Below are 19119 nucleotides of genomic sequence, written 5' to 3' on the forward strand. Positions count from 1 at the left end.
ACGACGCAGCCCACCTCGTCACCACCCGCGCCCGACTCATGCAAAACGCCACACCCGGCGGCACCATGATCGCCATCCAAGCCACCGAAGAAGAACTCCTCCCCCACCTCGACGGACACGAGCACCAGGTCAGCATCGCCGCCCTCAACTCACCCCACTCCATCGTCATCTCCGGCGACACCCACACCGTCGAAGAAATCGCCGACACCTGGAAACAGCAGGGCCGCAAAACCACCCGCCTCACCGTCAGCCACGCCTTCCACTCCCCCCACATGAACCAAGCCGCCGAAGACTTCCGCACCGCAGCCGCCGGCGTCACCTACCACCCACCGACCATCCCCCTCGTCTCCACCCTCACCGGACAACTCGCCGACCACGAACTGACCACACCCGACTACTGGGCCGACCAACTCCGAGGAACCGTCCGCTTCACCCACGCCCTGAAGACTCTGGACGCCCTGAACGCCACCACCTACCTCGAAATCGGCCCCAACGCCGTCCTCACCCCTCTCACCCACACCACCCTCGACACACAGGCCATCGCACTCCTGCGAACAGACAAGCCCGAAGCGGACACGGTGGTCGAGGGGTTGGCGCGCGCCCACGCGGCGGGAGCCGCCCTGGAGCCCGTGGCGTTCTTCCCCGAGGGGGAGCTGGTGGACCTGCCGACGTACGCGTTCGGCCGTGACCACTTCTGGCTCGCGCCGCAGCCGGCCTCCGGTGCGCACAGTCCCGGTCTCGACACCGCCGACCATCCGCTGCTCTCCACCGCCGTCGACCTCGCCGACCGGGACGACACCGTGTTCGCGGGCCGTCTGGGGCTCGGCGGGCAGCCGTGGCTGGCGGACCACGCCATAGGCGACTCCGTCCTCCTGCCCGCGACGGCGTTCCTGGAGCTGGCCGTCGCCGCCGGTGGACACCTCGGGCTGCCGCAGGTGGAGGACCTCACGCTGGAGGCACCGCTCGCCCTTCCCCCGGGCGAGGCGGTCCGCGTCCAGGTGGCCGTGGGCGCGCCCGAGGGCGAGGGCGTGCGGCCGTTCACGATCCACGCGTCCCCCGACGGCGACGGCGGGCACCCGCGCCGGTGGACCCGCCACGCCGTCGGCGTGCTGGCCCCGGAGGGGCCCGGCGCGGTCGACGCGGAGCTGTCGGGCGCGTGGCCGCCGCCCGGTGCGACACCGGTGCCCGTCGAGGACGCGTACGAACGCCTGGCCTCGCTCGGCTACTCCTACGGGCCGGCCTTCCAGGGCCTGACCGGGATGTGGCGCGCGGACGGGGACCTGTACGCGGAGGTGTCGCTGCCCGCGGGTCCGGAGGACGCGGCGGGGTTCGCCCTGCACCCGGCGCTGCTCGACGCCGCCCTGCACCCGCTGGTCCTGGACGCCGCGGACGGGAGCGAGGGGGCCGACAGCGGCTCCGTCCGGCTGCCGTTCTCCTTGTCGGGCGTCACCGTGCACGCCACCGGAGCCGCCGAGCTCCGGGTACGGATCCGGCCGCGCACGCCGGCCTCCGGCTCCGGCTCCGGCTCCTACGGGATGACCCTCGCGGACGGCTCCGGCGCGCCCGTGGCCGTCGTGGAGTCGGTCACCCTGCGCCCCGTCGACAAGGGCAGGCTCGCCGACACGGCCCGGGGCGGGGGCGCCGCCCTGTACGAGCTGCGCTGGCCGGTGCTCCCCGCGCCCGAGCGGCGGGACGACGTCCCGTGGGTCGAGGTCACCGGCGAGAGCCTCGCCGGCGTGGAGCCGGCCGAGCTGGTCCTCGTACGGTTCCCGGCGCCCGCGCCCGAGGACGCACGGGGTACGGCGCCCGGGGACACGGCGACCACGCGCGCCCTGCGGCTCGTACGGGAGTTCCTGGCCGACGAGCGGTTCGTCGACGCGCGTCTGGCCGTGGTCACCTCGGGAGCGGTGGCCGCGCTGCCCGGCGACGACGTCACCGACCTCGCGTCCGCCCCGGTCTGGGGTCTGGTCCGGTCGGCGCAGTCCGAGCACCCCGGCCGCATCGTCCTCGTGGACACGGACGGCGGCCCCGGAGCCGACGGGCTCCTGTCCGCCGCGCTGGCCGCCGACGAGCCGCAGGTCGCCGTGCGCGCGGGCGCGCTGCGGGTGCCCCGCCTCTCCCCGGCCGGCCGGGACGCGGGCGGTGCGCCCGTCGTCCTCGATCCCGGCGGGACGGTCCTCGTCACCGGCGGTACGGGGGGCCTGGGCGCGCTGCTCGCCCGGCACCTGGTGGCCGAACACGGCGTGCGCGAGCTGCTCCTGACGAGCCGTCGGGGAAGTGCGGCTCCGGGCGCGGCCGAGCTGGTCGCCGAGCTCTCCGAGGCCGGGGCCACCGTCCGCGTCGTGGCCGCCGACGTCTCGGACCGGGACGCCGTGGCGGGGCTCCTCGACGGGATCGACCCCGCCCACCCGCTGACCGCCGTCGTGCACACGGCGGGCGTCCTCGACGACGCGACGGTCCTGTCCCTGACCCCCGAGGGGCTGGCGGGCGTCCTGCGGCCGAAGGCGGACGCCGGACGGCATCTGCACGAGCTGACGCGCGGGCTCGACCTGCGGGCGTTCGTCCTGTTCTCCTCCGTCTCGGGCCTCATCGGCACCGCCGGGCAGGCCAACTACGCGGCGGCCAACGCCTTCCTGGACGGCCTCGCGCACCACCGTCACGCCCGGGGGCTGCCGGCGACGTCGCTGGCCTGGGGTCTGTGGGACGCCACGCGCGGCATGGGGGCGACCCTCACGGACGCCGAGACCGCCCGCTGGGAGCGGGCGGGTCTGCCGCCGCTCACCCCCGCGCAGGGGCTTGCCCTGTTCGACGAGGCGCTGGCGCGCGGCGGCCCGCTGTTCGCCCCCCTCGTACTGCGGCCCGCCCTCCTCACGGACGGGGAGGCGACCCCGCCGGTCCTGCGGGGCCAGGTCGCTCCGCGCGCCCGCGGGGCGGTCGCACGTCCCCGCGCGGGGTCCGGGAAGGAGACGGGCGGCGCGTCGGCCTGGAGCCGCCAGATCCTGGCCCTGGGCGAGGACGAGCGGAAGGAGGCCGCCCTCGACCTGGTGCGCGAGAGGATCGCCGCCGTCCTGGGCCACGCGGGTGCGGGAGCCGTCGCCCCCGACCGCGCCTTCAACGACATCGGGTTCGACTCGATGGCCTCGGTCGAGCTGCGCAACCGGCTGGGCACCGCGACCGGCCTGCGGCTGCCGTCCACCGTCGTCTTCGACCACCCCACGCCCCGCGCGCTCGCCGCGTACCTGCTCGGCCGGGTCACGGCCGACCGGGCGCCCGCCGCCGTGGCCGCCCGGCCCGCGGGCCGGGCGGACGAGCCGATCGCGATCGTGGGCATGGCGTGCCGCTATCCCGGCGGGGTGTCCTCGCCGCAGGACCTGTGGCGTCTGGTGTCCGAGGGGGTCGACGCGGTGAGCGAGTTCCCGACCGGCCGGGGCTGGGACGTGGAGGGGTTGTACGACCCCGACCCGGAACGGCCCGGCACGAGCTACACCCGTCACGGCGGGTTCCTCCACGACGCGGGCCTCTTCGACGCCGACTTCTTCGGGATGTCGCCGCGCGAGGCCACCGCGACCGACCCGCAGCAGCGGCTGCTCCTCGAGACGACGTGGGAGGCCTTCGAGAGCGCGGGCATCGATCCGGGCAGCGTCCGCGGGAGCTCCACGGGCGTGTTCACGGGGGCGATGTACGACGACTACCCGGTCCGTGCGAACGCCGCGCCGGGCGAGTTCGAGGGCTTCCTGCTCGCGGGCAACCTCTCCAGCGTGCTGTCCGGCCGGGTCGCGTACACCTACGGCCTGGAGGGTCCCGCCGTCACGGTCGACACCGCCTGCTCGTCGTCGCTGGTCGCGCTGCACCTGGCCGCGAACGCGCTGCGTGCCGGTGAGTGCGACCTCGCGCTGGCCGGCGGCGTGACGGTGATGGCGCAGCCGACGACGTTCGTGGAGTTCTCGCGGCAGCGGGGCCTGTCGGCGGACGGTCGCTGCAAGGCGTTCGCCGCGTCGGCCGACGGCACCGGCTGGTCCGAGGGCGTCGGCGTGCTGCTCGTGGAGCGGCTGTCCGACGCACGCCGCCGCGGCCACCGGGTGCTGGCCGTGGTGCGGGGCACCGCCGTCAACCAGGACGGGGCGAGCAACGGCCTGACCGCGCCCAACGGCCCTTCGCAGGAACGGGTGATCCGCCAGGCGCTGGCCAACGCACTGCTCGCCCCGGCCGACGTGGACGCGGTCGAGGCGCACGGCACGGGCACCACCCTGGGCGACCCCATCGAGGCCCAGGCCCTGCTCAACACCTACGGGCAGGAACGCGCGGGCGAGGACCGGCCCCTGTGGCTCGGCTCGCTGAAGTCCAACATCGGGCACGCGCAGGCGGCGGCCGGTGTCGGCGGGATCATCAAGATGATCGAGGCGATGCGGCACGGGGTCCTCCCCCGTACGCTGCACGTCGACGAGCCCTCGTCGCACATCGACTGGGAGTCGGGTGCGGTGGAGCTGCTCACCGAGGCCCGTCCGTGGCCTGAGCAGGGCCGGCCGCGCCGGGCCGGCGTCTCGTCCTTCGGCATCAGCGGCACCAACGCCCACGTCATCCTGGAGGAGGCGCCCGCCGCGCCCCGGCCGGTGGACGGCGCGGAGGGCGAGGACCGTGCGGACGGTGCCGCACCGGGCGCCACGGGCCGCGCCGCCGTCGTTCCCTTGATCGTGACGGCCCGGAGCGAGGACGCCCTGCGGGACCAGGCCCGCCGTCTGCACGCCCACCTCGGTGAGCGTCCCGAACTGGCGCCCGCCGACGTCGCGTTCTCGCTCGTCACCGACCGCGCGGCGCTGGAGCACGGCGCCGCGGTCGTCGGTGCCGGACGCGAGGAGCTCCTCGAAGGGCTCGACGCCCTCGCGCGGGGCGACTCCTCCGCCCGTCTCGTGCACGGCCGGGCGACCGGTGAGGGCGGGACCGCGTTCCTCTTCTCGGGCCAGGGAAGCCAGCGCCTGGGCATGGGGCGGGAGTTGTACGCGTCCTCGCCGGTGTTCGCCGCCGCGCTCGACGAGGTGGCCCGCCATCTCGACGGCGAACTCGTACGCCCGGTCAAGGACGTGCTCTTCGCCCGGGAGAACACGGCCGACGCCGTGCTCGTCGACCAGACCGCCTTCACCCAGGCGGCCCTGTTCGCCGTGGAGGTGGCCCTCTTCCGCTGGTTCGAGCACCACGGCCTGCGCCCCGACCACCTGTTGGGCCACTCGATCGGAGAGGTGGCGGCCGCGCACGTCGCCGGCGTGCTGGACCTGCCCGACGCGGCCGTCCTGGTCGCCGAGCGCGGACGGCTGATGCAGTCCGCGCCGGAGGGCGGCGCGATGGCGGCGGTCGAGGCCGGCGAGGACGACGTGCGCGCCCTGCTGCTCGCCCGTCCGCACGGGAGCGGCACCGTCGACATCGCCGCCGTCAACGGGCCGCGGGCCGTCGTCGTCTCCGGGGACGCGGCGGCGGTCGAGGAGCAGCTGGCCCACTGGAGGGCCAGGGGCGTGCGGACCAAGCGGCTGACCGTCAGCCACGCCTTCCACAGCGCCCACATGGACGAGGTCCTGGAGGAGTTCCGCGAGATCGCCGCCGGGCTGACGTTCCGCCCGCCGCGCATCCCCGTGGTCTCCAACGTGACCGGCACCCTGGCCACCGACGAGGAACTCACCTCGCCCGACTACTGGGTCCGCCACGTCCGCGGAGCCGTCCGGTTCCACGACGGCGTGCGGTACCTCGCCGCGCAGGGCGTCACCCGGTTCGTCGAACTCGGGCCGGACGGCACCCTGACCGCCCTGGTCCGCGACGCCCTCGCGGCGGACCACGCCGACCGCGCGGCTCTGGTGACACCCGCGCTGCGCAGGGGCCGGGACGAGTCCGAGACCCTGCACCGCGCGCTCGCCGAGCTGCACCTGTCCGGCGTCCGGCCGGAGTGGGGGGCGCTCCTGCCCTCGGCGCGGCCCGTACCGCTGCCCACCTACGCCTTCCAGCACCGCGACTACTGGCTCAGCACGCCGCCGGCCGCCGCGAACGCCGACGGCCTGGGGCTGAGCACCGTCGAGCACCCCCTCCTGAACGCCGCGCTCACCGTGGCGGGCCGGGACGAGACCGTCCTCACCGGGCGGCTCGCCCTGTCCACGCACCCGTGGCTCGCGGACCACGCCGTCGCCGGAACCGTGGTGCTGCCCGCGACCGCGCTCCTCGAACTGGCCGCCCGGGCGGGCGAACAGACCGGCGCGACACGGGTGGAGGAGCTGACCCTGACGGCCCCGCTGGTGCTTCCCCCGGCCGAGACCGTCCAGCTCCAGGTCGGTGCCGGGCGGCCCGACGCCGACGGCCGGCGCTCCCTGGAGGTCCACTCCCGTACCTCCGGGGGCGACTGGCGGCTCAACGCCCAGGGCTTCCTGGCCCCGGATACGGACTCCGCGCCGGGCGGCGCGGGCGACGGCGCCCCGACGGGGCCCTGGCCGCCCGCCGGTGCCGTCGAGGTCGGCCTCGACGGCCTCTACGACCGCCTGGCCGAAGGGGACTACGCGTACGGCCCGGTGTTCCAGGGGCTGCGCCGGCTCTGGCGCGGGGAGGGAGAGGTGTTCGCCGAGGTGGCGCTGCCCGATCCGGCGGTCGACGACGCCGGCCGGTTCCTGCTGCATCCGGCGCTGCTGGACGCGGCGCTGCACCCGCTGCTGCCCGGCGTGGCCGGTGACGGGGACACCGCGGTGCTCCCGTTCTCCTGGTCGGACGTGCGCCTGCACGCCGTGGGCGCCGGGCGGCTGCGCGTCCGCGTCACCCGTGACGCGGCGGACCCGCACGTGGTGTCGCTGGCCGTCGCCGACCCCGCCGGTGCGCCGGTCCTGTCCGTGGGGTCCCTGACCCTGCGGCCGCTGTCGCGTGCGGCGCTGCGGGACGCCGACGCCGGCCGGGACGGGCTGTTCCGGGTGTCCTGGTCGGAGGTCCGGGCGCCGGAGACGGCGGCCGACCCGTCGGAGTGGGTCGCGTGGGGGGCCCTGCCGGCCGGCTCCGTGTCCGTGCCCGTCTGCGCCGACCTCGACGAGGCGGCGCGTGCCGGGGCGCGCACGGTCGTGTGGTCGCTGGTGTCCGACGACGGGCCGGTGCACGGCGAGGGCATCGCCGCCCTGGCGAGGGTCGAACTGTGCCGTGCCCTGGAGCGCGTCCAGCGGTTCCTGGCCGACGACCGCCTCGCCTCCTCCCGGCTCGTCGTCGTCACCCGTGGCGCCGTCGCGGCCTCGGACGCCGACGGCGTGCCCGACCTGGTCCACTCCGGGGTCTGGGGTCTGCTGCGCACGGCGCAGACGGAGAACCCCGGCCGGATCGTGCTGGTCGACACCGACCTCGGCCCGGACGCCCCCGACCACACGGCGTGGCTCGCCCGCGCCGTCCACAGCGGGGAGGCGCAGGTGGCGCTGCGCGGCGGGCGGGTCCTCCGGCCCCGGCTGGCCCCCGCCCCCGCGCCCGACGCCGCCCCGGCGACGGCCGGGCGGTGGGACGAGGGCACCGTACTGATCACGGGAGCCACCGGCGCGCTCGGCCGCGTCCTGGCCCGGCACCTCGTCACCCAGCACGGCGCGCGCACCCTGCTCCTGCTCAGCCGCCGCGGCGAGCGGGCCCCGGGAGCCGCCGAGCTCCGCGCCGAACTGGAAGGGCTCGGCGCCACCGTCGCGTTCGCGGCCTGCGACGCGGCCGACCGCCGGCAGCTGGCCGGCGTCCTCGCCGGTCTCACCACCCCGCTGCGCGCCGTCGTCCACACCGCGGGCGTCCTCGACGACACCGTCGTCGCCGAGCTCACCCCCGAACGCCTCGACGCCGTCGTCCACCCCAAGATCGGTGCCGCGTGGAACCTCCACGAACTCACCCGCACCGCCGATCTCGGCGCCTTCGTCCTGTACTCGTCGGTCGCCGGTCTGATCGGGAACGCGGGTCAGGCCAACTACGCGGCGGGCAACACCTTCCTGGACGCCCTCGCCGCCCACCGCAGGGCCCACGGCCTGCCCGGAACCTCCCTCGCCTGGGGCCTGTGGGAGGAGTCGAGCGACCTCAGCGGCGCGCTCGCCGAGAACGACCTGCGCCGGCTCTCCCGCCTCGGCCTCGCGCCCCTCGCCACCGAGCACGCCATGGCCCTGTTCGACCGGGCCACCGCCACCGCGCATCCGCTCCACGCCGCCACCGGCGTCAACACCGCGCTGCTGCGCCGCGACCCCGACCGCGTCCACCCGCTGCTCCAGGACCTCGCCCCCGCCTCCCGCCCCCGGAGGGCGGCGGCCACCGCGCGGCCCGCCGACGACCTGCCCCGGCGGCTCGCCGCGCTCGACGCCACCGCCCGCGAACAGGCCCTCCTCGACGTCGTCCACGCCCAGGTCAACGACATCCTCGGCCATGCCCCGGGCACCCCGGTCAACCCCGGGAGGACCTTCCAGGAGATCGGTTTCGACTCGCTCACGACGGTCGAGCTCCGCAACAAGCTCAACGCCGCCACGGGTCTCCGCCTGCCCACGACCCTCGTCTTCGACCATCCCGCCCCGGAGGTCCTCGCCCGGCACCTGGCGGGGCTCGTCGCCCCGTCCGGGGACGGCTCCGGCGCACCCTCCCTGGACACCGCCCTCGCGGCGCTCGACCGGACGAAGGCCCTCGTCGACGCCCTCGACGACGGCGACCCGGCCCGTACCGTCCTGACCACGCGCCTGAGGGGTCTCCTCGACGCCATGACGCGGGAGGAGGCTCCCCGGCCCGACCGCGACACCGACCTCGACGACGCGACCGACGAGGAGCTCTTCGCCTTCCTCGACCACGCCGAGTAGCCGCCCGGAAACGCCCGAGGGGCCGCTCCGGATTCCTCCGGAGCGGCCCCTCGGGTGACGACTCTCACGAGTCGGGACGACAGGATTTGAACCTGCGACCCCTTGACCCCCAGTCAAGTGCGCTACCAAGCTGCGCCACGTCCCGATGCGCGTCTTCGGCGGGTTGTTCCCGCGTCGGCGTGCAGGGAAGACATTACCTCACTCCGGAGGGTGGGACGACGCACGGGCTGTCACCGCGTCGGCGGCGAGGAGGGACGCGCCGCAGGCGGTGGCCAGGGCGGTCGCCTCGGCGAGGGCGGCCGGGGAACCCGTGAGGCGGGCCAGGTCGAGGCGGGCGCGGGCCTCCTCGTAGCGGGACGGGGACGCGGCCAGGTGGGCGACCGCCTCGGTGAGGAGGCGGCGGGACTCGGGCGGGTCGGCGAGGAAGGCCTCGCAGCGGAGGGCTTCGCCGAGGGCCGTGGGAGTGCCGATGCGTTCGGCGTGGGCACGGGCGCCGGCGGCGATCCCGGCCGCGCGGTCCGGGTCCGTGGGAGCGAGCGCCCGCGCGAGGTCCAGGGGCCAGGGAGCCCATACGACGTGGTGGCGGCCCCGGCCGACCAGGGCTTCGGCCGCGGCCTCCAGGGTGGCCACCGCCTCCTCGACGCGTCCCTCCGCGAGCAGGAGCCGGCCGAGGACGCTGGGGCCGTCGGGCAGGACGATCGCGCCCGGCCACGGCGGCCCGAAGGAGTAGCGGTCGGCCACGCTCCGCGCCTCGGCCGTGCGTCCCCGGGCGACGAGCGTGTCGACGAGGAGGCAGGCGGTGTCCCAGTGCACGGGGAGGCCGTCGCCGACCCGGTCGGCCAGGCGCAGGCCCTCCTCCAGGTAGTGCTGCGCCCTCGGCAGGTTGCCGCGGCGCCGGTGGACCAGGCCCAGGAGGGTGTGGGCGAAGGCGAGGTGGGCGCCGCTCCAGCCCGAGATCTCGAAGGCGCGGACCGCCTCCGTGAAGAGGATCCCGGCCCGGTCGGGACGGTCGGAGAACGCGTACGCGATGCCGGTGAGGGCGGGGATCTCGAATCCCCAGGTGGCGTCGGTCCAGCCGAGTCCCCGGGCCGGTATGCCGTCGACGAGGGCGAGGTCGCAGAGGCGCACGACCTCGTCGGCGGGTTCGCCGCGCATCATGGCGTCGAATCCGCGCACCGTGAGGAGGGCCCGCTCGGAGTTGTCCGCGCCGGTGAAGTTCGCGGTGAGGTCGGCGAGGCGGCGGGAGCGGCCGGGGCCGTCCTCCTCGACGGCCTGGAACCCCTCGTACATGAAGTTCGCCGCCTGCAGGCGGCGGCGGTCGGTGCCGGGCGGGGTGCGGACGGCCTCGGCGGCGAGGACCCGCGCGGCCTCCCGGAGCTGGTTGTTGTGGGCGAGGGCCTGGGCGAGCCGGTAGGTCGCGTCGATCCGCAGGTCGTCGTCGAGGCCCGGCAGGTCGAGCGCGGAGCTCAGGTGACGGACGGTGGCGGCGGGCGCGGTCAGCAGGGAGGCGCAGCCGAGTTCGTAGAGCACCCTGGCGTACGAGTCGGGGGCCGGCGGTTCGGCCAGGGCCCGTTCCAGACAGCGCCGGGCCGCGTCCGGGGCGCCCACGGCGAGGTGTTCGACGGCGGCGGCCCGCAGCTGGCGGACGACCTCCTCGTCCTCGTCGGGGTGCACTTCGAGGAGGTGCCGGGAGATGGCGGCCGGTCCGTGGCCCGCCGCGGTGAGCGCCCAGGCGGCCCGTCCGTGCAGGGCGGTCCGCGCGGCCGGTGACATCGAGCCGTAGACGGCGGACGCGATGAGGGGATGGGCGAACTCCAGGTGGGCGGAGCCCTCCGGGGTCGTCGCGGCCGGGTCGCCTCCGGCGCCGGGTCCGGTCGTCGCGGAGTCCTGTCCGGGTTTCGCGGCGGGTCCGGTCCGTGCCTCCCGGTCCGCCCTCGTGGTCACGATCCTCGCCTGGCGCAGGAGTTCGGTGTGCTCGGCGACCTCCGGCTGGCCCGTGCCGGTGAGCGACGCCAGGAGGCCCGGCGTGCTGTCCGCGCCGAGGACGGCGATCGTCCAGGCCAGGCGGGTCGGGCCGACGCCGAGCTCTTCGAGGCGGGCGACGAGCCCGCCGCCGCGCGCTTCGGCGCCGAGGCCGCGCAGGAGGGAGGCGGAGCCCGCGACGGGTTCGAGCATCCGGTCGCGGGCCTTGGCGAGGAGTTCGACCGTCTCGTACGGGTTGCCGGAGGTCACCGTCCACAGTTCGCGGCAGAACGGTTCGTCCGCGTGGCCGCCCAGCGTCTCCCGGGCGAGCGCGGCGGTGGCGCCGAGGGTGAGGGCGTGCAGGCCCAGGGTCACGACGGCGCGGTCGGCGAGCGCGGCGAGGACGGCCGGCACACCGGTGCGGTGCGGCCCCTCCGCCAGGGGACGGTGGGCGAGGACGACGAGGGCGGGCAGCCGGCGGTCCCGGCGGATCCGGGTGAAGGCGTCGAGCCAGGCCAGGGATTCGGCGTCGGCCCAGTGCGCGTCGTCCACGAGCAGCACCGGAGGCCGGTCCCGCAGCCGGTCCGCGAGCCGTCCCAGGAGCTTGGCCAGGCCGTCCCGCACGCCCTGCGGGTCGGCCGGCGCCGCCGACGGCGGAGGCGGCGGGGCGAGGCCGAGCGCGGGGGCGAGCAGGTCGAAGTGGTCGCCGAAGAGGAGGCGGACGTCCTCCTCGTCGAAGCGGTCGAGCGCGGGCTGGAGCAGCTGGCGGGTGACGTGGAACGGGACCGAGGTGAGGGTCTCGCCGCCCCGGGCCGTCAGGACGGTGCACCGGTCCCCGGCGGTGCGGCGGATCTCGCCGAGGAGGGTGGTCTTGCCGATGCCCGCCTCTCCCCGGTAGACGAGGATGCCGCCGCGCACCGGACCGCCGGCGGCGGCTCCGGCGACGAGTTCGCCGACGGCATGGGCGGCCGCGGCGAGCTCCGGGTCCCGTTCGAGCAGCCCGCCGCGGGACCCGTCGGGGACCTCGGGAACGAACGGCGTGGCGGGCGACGGCTGTTCGGGATCCGACGGCACCGGTGACTCACTCCCCTACCCGAGCTCCTTGCGCGCCGCGGCCGGCGAGACCCACGCGGACCGGCACGAAGCGCTTGTCGGACGAGCCTAGCGTTCCTGATCGTTCCGGGGGCGACAATGGAGGGGTGAACCGGACCACGAGTGACCGAGGCAGGGACCGCGACGAGGAGGGGCGGGCCCGCAGCGCCCGGCCCCGCGACGGGCTCGGCCGGCCGCTGCCGTACGGGGCGGAGGGGGTGCCCCGGCAGCCCGAGGGGGTCGTACGGGATCCCGGGGCGACCCTGCGCGAGGCGCAGCGGCTGCTGGACGCCGGGATGCCGTTCCACGCGCACGAGGTCTTCGAGGACGCCTGGAAGTCCGGTCCGGAGGCGGAGCGGGACCTGTGGCAGGGGCTCGCCCAGCTCGCCGTGGGCCTGACGCACGCGGCCCGCGGCAACGCGGCGGGCGGGGCGCGCCTGCTGCGGCGCGGCGCGGACCGCCTGGCGAACGGGCCGGGGGCGGCGGAGGCCGGGGCGCCGGGGGCGGCTTCGGCGGAGTCCGGGACGCCGGACGCGTCTTCACCGGAGCCCGGCGCGTCCTCGTCGGAGACCGGGACGCCGGGGACGTCAGCTTCGGAGCCCGGCGCGTCCTCGTCGGAGACCGGGACGCCGGGGACGTCAGCTTCGGAGCCGAGTACGTCTTCGCCCGGGCCGGGGCCGTACGGGATCGACGTCGGCGGGCTCGTCTCCTGGGCGCGGGAGTTGGCCGGCCGTGCGGGAGGGGGCGGCGTCGTGGTCGACGCCGCCGTCGAGGCGCCGCGGCTGCGCCGGGACGCCTGCTGACCCCGTCCCCGCCCGCCGGGTCCGCTGCTCCCCCGTCCCCTCGATCTCCCGCCGCGGTACGGACGTGTGACCGGCCGACGGGTCCTTGGTCGCCGTGAGGAGCGTGACCGTCTCCCGGGCCGCGAGTTCCTTGAGCCGGGCGAGGGCCTCGGCGGCGGCCGGGGCGGCGAGTTCGGCCTCGTAGCGGCGGCGGAACTCCTCGTACTCGCCCTCGGGGCCGTGGTGCCGGTGGCGGAGTTCCGTGGAGGGGGTGGGGGCCTTGGGCCACTCGTCGATGCGGGCGCCCGCCGTGGCGAGGCCGCGCGGCCAGAGGCGGTCGACGAGGACCCGCGCCCCGTCGTCGGGCGACGGGGTCTCGTGGACGCGGCGGACGCGGACGGCGGGGGTGGTGGCGGCCGTGGGCCCGGGTGCCGGACGGCACCCCGGCTCACCCGGCGACGCGCAGCGCCGGGAGGAGGACGGCGTCGACGAAGGCCCGCATGGTCGAGGTGTCCGTGAACCGCTCCTCGCAGATCCGCTCGATGCGGAGCATGCCGAGGAAGGTGGGGGCCACGAAGTCGACGGCGGGGTTGTCGGCGTCGACCTCGCCCCGCTCGACCGCGCGCGCCACGATCGCGTCGATGGCCTCGATCTCGGGGGTGATGACCGTCTCGCGGAACGCGGCGCGCAGGTCGGGGTGCTGGATGTACGCCTGGGCGACGGCCTCCATCAGTCCGGCGTCGCGCTCGTGGCGGGAGGCGGCGATGCGGGCGGCCTCGCGCAGGTCGCCGGCGAGGGTGCCGGTGTCGATGCCGCCGAAGACGACGCAGCGCCTGCGGGCGAGGGCGGCGGTGACGAGCTGCGGCTTCGTTCCCCACTGCCGGTAGAGCGTGGCCTTGCCGCACTTGGTGAGGGCGGCGACGCCCTCCATGGTCACCGCGTCGTAGCCGCCTTCGCGGAGGAGGCGGAGCACCGCGTCGTAGAGCTCGGTCTCGCGCTCCGGCGTGATCTTGCTGCGCCGGGCTGCGGCGGTCGCGGCCTGTGTGGACATCGGTCCCTCCCGGGCGGGCACCTTCGTGCCCCCTCTGCGTCTCTCCCGTACGAGTCTGCCCTGCACATACGAGAGTAGGGGGTGCACAATCGAGACGCAAACGTATCGAGACGCTTGCGTCTCGATGAAAACGGATCTAGGCTGCCTCCGTTTGTTGCCGATTTGACGGATTAGAGGGCCGCGCGATGGCTGCCGGGATACGCGGGATACGAGGACCACGTCCTGCCGGACCCGGGGCGACGCCTGCCCCCGGCCCCGCCGGCCCCGACGCAGGAGAGGGGGAGGGGGCGGACGGGGAGGGCCCGGGAGCGGCCCCGCGACCGCCCCTGCTGCGCGAGCTGCTGCTCGTCACCGCCCTGTTCCTCGTCTACAAGTGCGGCCGGCTCTTCGCCAACGGCCACGAGACCCGCGCCTTCCGGAACGCCGACCGCGTCTGGGACGCCGAGCGCGCCCTCCACCTGCCGGGCGAGGGAGCGGTCCAGCAGCTCCTGCTGCACGGCGAACCGCTGGTCCGGGCCGCGAACACGTACTACGCGGCCGTGCACTTCCCCGCCACGGTCGCCTTCCTCGTCTGGCTGTACCTGCGCCGCCCGGCCCACTACCTGTGGTCGCGGCGCGTGCTCGCGCTCCTCACCGCCGCCGCGCTCGCGCTGCACCTGCTGATGCCGCTCGCGCCGCCCCGGATGCTCGGCGCCGCCGGACTCGTCGACACCGCGCGCGTCTACGGCCCCTCCGTCTACGGGGCGGTGCCGGAGACGGACTCGATGGCGAACCAGTTCGCCGCCATGCCGTCGCTGCACTTCGGCTGGGCCCTGATGGTCGCGGTCGGCCTGATCGCCGCCACCCGCTCCCGGTGGCGGGCGCTCTGGCTGCTGCACCCGCTGCTCACCCTGCTCGTCGTCGTCGGCACCGCCAACCACTACTGGTTCGACGCGCTCGCCGCCGCCGCGCTCCTCGGCCTCGCGCTGCTCGCCGTCCGCGCCCCCGGGCACCGGACGGCGCCCCCACCCGTACGCCGCCGCCCGAAGACGGCCCCCCTCCCGGTCGGAGCCCTGCGATGAACCCCGCCGCCGGCACCGCGCTCGCGGTGCTCCTCTCCCTCGTCTCCGCCGCCGGGTACGCGCTCGCCGCCGTCGCCCAGTCCCGGCTCGCCGCCGCGTCGCCCGCCGCCCCCGACGGGCGCGGGGCGCTGCGCGCGCTGCTCGCCCGCGGGCAGTGGTGGTGGGCGGTCGGCCTGAACGCCGCCGGGGCCCTCGCCCACGTGGCCGCCCTGCACTACGGGCCGCTGACCCTGGTCCAGCCGCTCGGCGCGCTGACCCTCGTGGCGGCGCTGCCGCTCGGCGCGTACCGCGCGCGCCGGCGGGTGACCCGTACCGAATGGCGCGGAGCCCTGTGGACCCTGGCCGGTCTCGTCGGCCTGGTCGCCGTCACCGGACCCGCGGCCCCCGGCGAGGCGCTCAGCCTGCGCGAGTCGCTGGTCGTCGCCGCGGCGACGGCGCTCCTGATCGCCGCCCTCGCCTCGGGCCGCCTCCAGGGGAACGGCGGACGGGCCGGGCGCGGACTCGGGCACGCCACGGCGTCCGGCATCGCCTCCGGCGTCGCCTCGGCGCTCACCCAGACCCTGACGGCCGCGCTCGCGCTCGACCTTCCGGGCACCGAGCCGACCCGGTGGCAGACCGCGCTGCTCGCGGTGCTCATATCCGGCTTCGCCACGGGCGGGCTGCTGCTCTCGCAGGCCGCCTACCGGGGCGGGCTCGCGGCGCCGCTGGCCGTCGTCAACCTCTCCAACCCGGCGGCCGCGGCGGTGATCGGCGTGGCCCTCCTCGGCGAGACCTTCCGGGCCGGCGCCTGGGGCTGGGTGGCCGCCGCCGGAGCGTCGCTGGTCGCGGCGCGGGGCGTGGTGCTCCTGACGAAGGGCGGCGGCGGGGCGGGAGAGGCCGGGGCCGACGCCGGTCTCCGCGCGGAGGCCGGCGGTGCGACGGGGGGCGGGGTCGTCGCCGGGGGCCTTCCGGCGACCCGGATCGCCGGTCTCACGGCACCGGAGGCCGAACCGGTGGGCGTCCCGCTCGCGGGGTGAACGCGGACGGCCCCTCAATTCGTCACCTTGACGACAACCGGACCCACCCCCTATCGTCAACGTGACGACAAGGGGGTTTCCATGGCCGACATCACCCGGCGGGCCGGCTGGCGCCATCTGCGCTCCGCGCCCACCGCGCACATCCGCCACCAGCGACGCGGAAAGCTCGTCCACGACGGCGAGGGGCTCAGCTTCTGGTTCCGGCCGCGCACCGCCGCCCTCTCCGAGGTGCCGGTGAACGACCGGGAGCTGGCGATGGCCTTCCACGCCCGCACGGCCGACTTCCAGGACGTGAGCGTGCAGTCCACCGTCACGTACCGGATCGGCGACCCCGGCGCGGCGGCCACCCGGCTCGACTTCTCCGTCGACCCCGACACGGGCGCCTGGCGCGGCACCCCGCTGGAGCAGATCGCCACCCTCCTCACCGAGACCGCCCAGCAGCACGCCCTCGACGTCCTCGCCCGCACCACCCTCGCCGCCGCGCTCGTCGACGGCGTGGCGGCGGTCCGGGACCGCGTCGCGACCGGCCTCGCCGCCGAGCCGCGCCTGCCGGACACCGGCATCGAGGTCGTCGCCGTCCGGGTCGTGGCGATCCGCCCCGAGCCCGAGGTCGAGCGCGCCCTGCGCACCCCCGCCCGCGAGCAGATCCAGCAGGAGGCCGACCGGGCCACCTACGAGCGCCGGGCGGTCGCCGTCGAACGGGAACGCGCCATCGCGGAGAACGAGCTCGCCAGCAAGATCGAGCTGGCCCGGCAGGAGGAGCGGCTCGTCGAGCAGCGCGGTACCAACGCGCGCCGCGAGGCCGAGGAGAACGCCGCCGCCGACGCGGTGCGGGCCGAGGCCGAGGCCGTGCGGAAGGTCCGACTCGCCCGGGCCGAGGCGGAGGCGGCGCGCGAGGTGGGCGAGGCGCGCGCCGGGGCGCAGTCCGCGTGGCTGCGGGCGCACGCGGAGACCCCTCCGGCCGTCCTGCACGCCCTCGCCGTGCAGCGGGCCGCCGAGAACCTGCCCCGGATCGAGCACCTGACGCTCTCCCCGGACGTGCTCACCGGGCTGCTCGCCAGGCTCGGCGGCGAGGGCGGCGGAGGCGGGACCGGCGGGGTCCGGCCATGAGCCTCGCGCCGCGCGCGGTGCTCGTGCACCGGACGACGGAGTACGAGGAACTGCTCGCCCGGCACGGCACGCACGGGCAGGCCGCGTTCTTCCTCTCCGCGCGCGGCCGCTCGGTCGAGGCCGTGCGGGAACGGCACGAGCGGGCCCACCGGGCGCTCGCCGAGGTGGCGGGCGCGGTGCCGCTGGCATGGCGGCAGACCCGGGTGGAACGCGCCGATCTGGACCGGTTCCTGTTCGGGCCCGAGGACGTCGTCGTGGTGGTCGGGCAGGACGGCCTGGTCGCCAACGCGGCGAAGTACCTGACCGGGCAGCCCGTCGTCGGCATCGACGCCGATCCGGGGCGCAACCCGGGCGTCCTGGTCCGGCACCGGGCGGCGCAGGCGCGGCGGCTGCTGCCGTACGCGGCGGAGGAGGGCGCGGCGGCCGACGAGCTGACGATGGTCGAGGCCGTCACCGACGACGCGCAGCGGCTCCTCGCGCTCAACGAGATCTACGTCGGGCCGCCGGGCCACCAGACCGCCCGCTACACGCTCGGCCTCGACGGCACGGACGCCCCGGCCGAGGCCCAGGCGTCGTCGGGCGTGCTCGTCGGCACCGGCACGGGGGCCACGGGCTGGCTGCGCTCCCTGTGGGAGCAGCGCTCCAGCGCCCTCGCGCTGCCCGCGCCGTCGGACCCCCGCCTCGCCTGGTTCGTGCGCGAGGCCTGGCCGTCGCCGACGACCGGCACCACCCGCGTCGAAGGCCTCCTCGGCCCCGGCCGGGGCCTGCGCCTCACCGTCGAGTCGGACCGCCTGGTCGCCTTCGGCGACGGCGTCGAGTCGGACGCGCTCGAACTGACCTGGGGCCAGACGGTCCGCCTGACGATCGCGGGCTCCCGCCTGCGCCTGGTGCACTGAGCCGGCGTTCCGCCCGGAAGCGTCGCCCTTCGGAAGGGGACGGGAACGGTTCCGGCTCGGACCGGGCGCGCGCGGAGGCGGCGGGGCCGCTCGGACGGCCCGCCGGGCGGCCTGGCGAAGCATCGTTCACGGGCACGCGCCCGCACCCCGGCACCGGCTCCCGGCCCGCCCCCTCCCGTCCCCGACACGGCCGGATTCGATCGGTCCGGGGCGGGCGGGGGCCCGTGCGGCGTTATGCTCGGCGCGCTTTGCCCGGATATCCGCCCGCCTGAACATCCGCCCGCCTGAACATCCGCCCACCTGGACATCCGCTCGTCCGGGCGTCCGCCGGGCCGTCCGGCCCGCCGGGCGTCCCCCCGTCCCCTCCCGGCCGTCGAAGGACACCCCATGGCCCCCGGCTCGCCGACCGTCTCCCCCGCCACTCCGCAGGACTGGGCGCTGGTGCGCTCCTGGGCCGCCGAGGAGGGGTGGAACCCGGGGGTCTCCGACGTCACGGCCTTCTTCGCGCAGGACCCCGGCGGGTTCTTCCTCGGCCGGATCGACGGGGAGCCCGTCTCCGCCGTCTCGGTGGTCGACTACGACGAGGCCTACGCGTTCCTGGGCTTCTACCTCGTACGGCCCGGTCTCCGGGGCCTCGGGTACGGCCTGGCCACCTGGCGGGCCGCGCTCGGTCACGCGGGCGACCGGGCCGTCGGGCTCGACGGCGTGCCCGCGCAGCAGGACAACTACCGGCGCTCCGGCTTCGCGACGGCGTACCGCACGGCGCGGTACGTGGGCGAGGTCCCGGCCCCGGACGGCCCGCCGGCCGGTCTGGTGGCCGCCGGGCGGGTCGGTCCGGCCGCCCTCGCGGCGTACGACGGCGCCTGTCACCACGCCGACCGGCCGCGGTTCCTCTCCGCCTGGCTGACGACCCCCGGGCACCGCGCCCTGGCCCGGGTCGTCGACGGGCGTCTGACCGGGTACGGGGTGGTTCGTCCCGCCGAGGACGAGGCCCGGGTCGGGCCGCTGTTCGCGGACACCCCGGCGGACGCGGCGGCCCTGCTCGACGGACTCGCGGCCGAGGCAAGGGACTTCGGCGCGGACCGGATCGCGGTCGACATGCCGGAGGTCAACCCGGCGGCGGCGCGCCTGGCGGTGGAGCGGGGTCTGGAGCCGACGTTCGAGACGGCCCGGATGTACACCGGCCCCGTCCGCCCGGTGGCCCGCGAGCGCGTCTTCGGGGTCACCACGCTCGAACTGGGCTGAGCCGGCCGGCGCCCCCGCCCCGTACCCCCTCCCCCTCACCGACCCCCCTCCACCCCCCGAGGGGTGACAAGGGTTTTCCCCGTATCGGGTTCAC

At 76.4% G+C, this 19119-nt stretch carries 8 protein-coding genes, 1 tRNA gene and 2 pseudogenes; 7 read left to right on the forward strand and 4 right to left on the reverse strand.

Going from position 1 to position 19119, the window contains the following annotated elements:
- A partial coding sequence (locus ADL08_RS12935) for a type I polyketide synthase (RefSeq protein WP_053642321.1) occupies positions 1 to 8810 on the forward strand: 8810 nt, incomplete at its 5' end.
- A 71-nt stretch (positions 8811 to 8881) separates the two neighbouring features.
- Here the strand turns inward: ADL08_RS12935 and ADL08_RS12940 are convergent.
- A tRNA-Pro gene (locus ADL08_RS12940) sits at positions 8882 to 8955 on the reverse strand.
- A 53-nt stretch (positions 8956 to 9008) separates the two neighbouring features.
- Positions 9009 to 11771, reverse strand: coding sequence for an AAA family ATPase (locus ADL08_RS12945; RefSeq protein WP_053642536.1), 2763 nt, complete (start codon positions 11769 to 11771; stop codon positions 9009 to 9011).
- A 200-nt stretch (positions 11772 to 11971) separates the two neighbouring features.
- On the opposite strand from ADL08_RS12945, the pseudogene ADL08_RS36580 reads away from it, so the two are divergent.
- Positions 11972 to 12319 (forward strand): annotated as a pseudogene (locus ADL08_RS36580) (DUF309 domain-containing protein); the annotation flags it as partial.
- Between the two features lie 378 nt (positions 12320 to 12697).
- Here ADL08_RS36580 and ADL08_RS35460 read toward each other — a convergent pair.
- Together ADL08_RS35460 and ADL08_RS12955 are read right to left on the reverse strand one after the other, a co-directional pair.
- Positions 12698 to 13048 (reverse strand): annotated as a pseudogene (locus ADL08_RS35460) (DUF488 domain-containing protein); the annotation flags it as partial.
- A gap of 46 nt (positions 13049 to 13094) precedes the next feature.
- Positions 13095 to 13697, reverse strand: coding sequence for a TetR/AcrR family transcriptional regulator (locus ADL08_RS12955; protein ID WP_053642325.1), 603 nt, complete (start codon positions 13695 to 13697; stop codon positions 13095 to 13097).
- Positions 13698 to 13882: 185 nt separating this feature from the next.
- Between ADL08_RS12955 and ADL08_RS12960 the strand changes: the two genes are divergently transcribed.
- From ADL08_RS12960 to ADL08_RS12980, 5 genes are all read left to right on the forward strand, one after another.
- Positions 13883 to 14758, forward strand: coding sequence for a phosphatase PAP2 family protein (locus tag ADL08_RS12960; RefSeq protein ID WP_078967958.1), 876 nt, complete (start codon positions 13883 to 13885; stop codon positions 14756 to 14758).
- Positions 14755 to 15774, forward strand: a complete 1020-nt coding sequence (locus ADL08_RS12965) for a DMT family transporter (protein ID WP_234352116.1) — start codon at positions 14755 to 14757, stop codon at positions 15772 to 15774. Before ADL08_RS12960 ends, ADL08_RS12965 begins: the two co-directional genes overlap by 4 nt.
- Positions 15775 to 15855: 81 nt before the next feature.
- On the forward strand, positions 15856 to 16884 hold the full coding sequence (locus ADL08_RS12970; protein ID WP_053642326.1) for an SPFH domain-containing protein: 1029 nt from the start codon (positions 15856 to 15858) through the stop codon (positions 16882 to 16884).
- Positions 16881 to 17780, forward strand: a complete 900-nt coding sequence (locus tag ADL08_RS12975; RefSeq protein ID WP_053642328.1) for an NAD(+)/NADH kinase — start codon at positions 16881 to 16883, stop codon at positions 17778 to 17780. Before ADL08_RS12970 ends, ADL08_RS12975 begins: the two co-directional genes overlap by 4 nt.
- 387 nt (positions 17781 to 18167) lie before the next feature.
- Complete coding sequence (locus tag ADL08_RS12980; protein ID WP_053642330.1) at positions 18168 to 19025, forward strand: GNAT family N-acetyltransferase; 858 nt, start codon at positions 18168 to 18170, stop codon at positions 19023 to 19025.
- Positions 19026 to 19119: the final 94 nt, after the last annotated feature.

This window comes from Streptomyces sp. NRRL F-6492 (assembly GCF_001280125.1).
GTDB lineage: Bacteria > Actinomycetota > Actinomycetes > Streptomycetales > Streptomycetaceae > Streptomyces.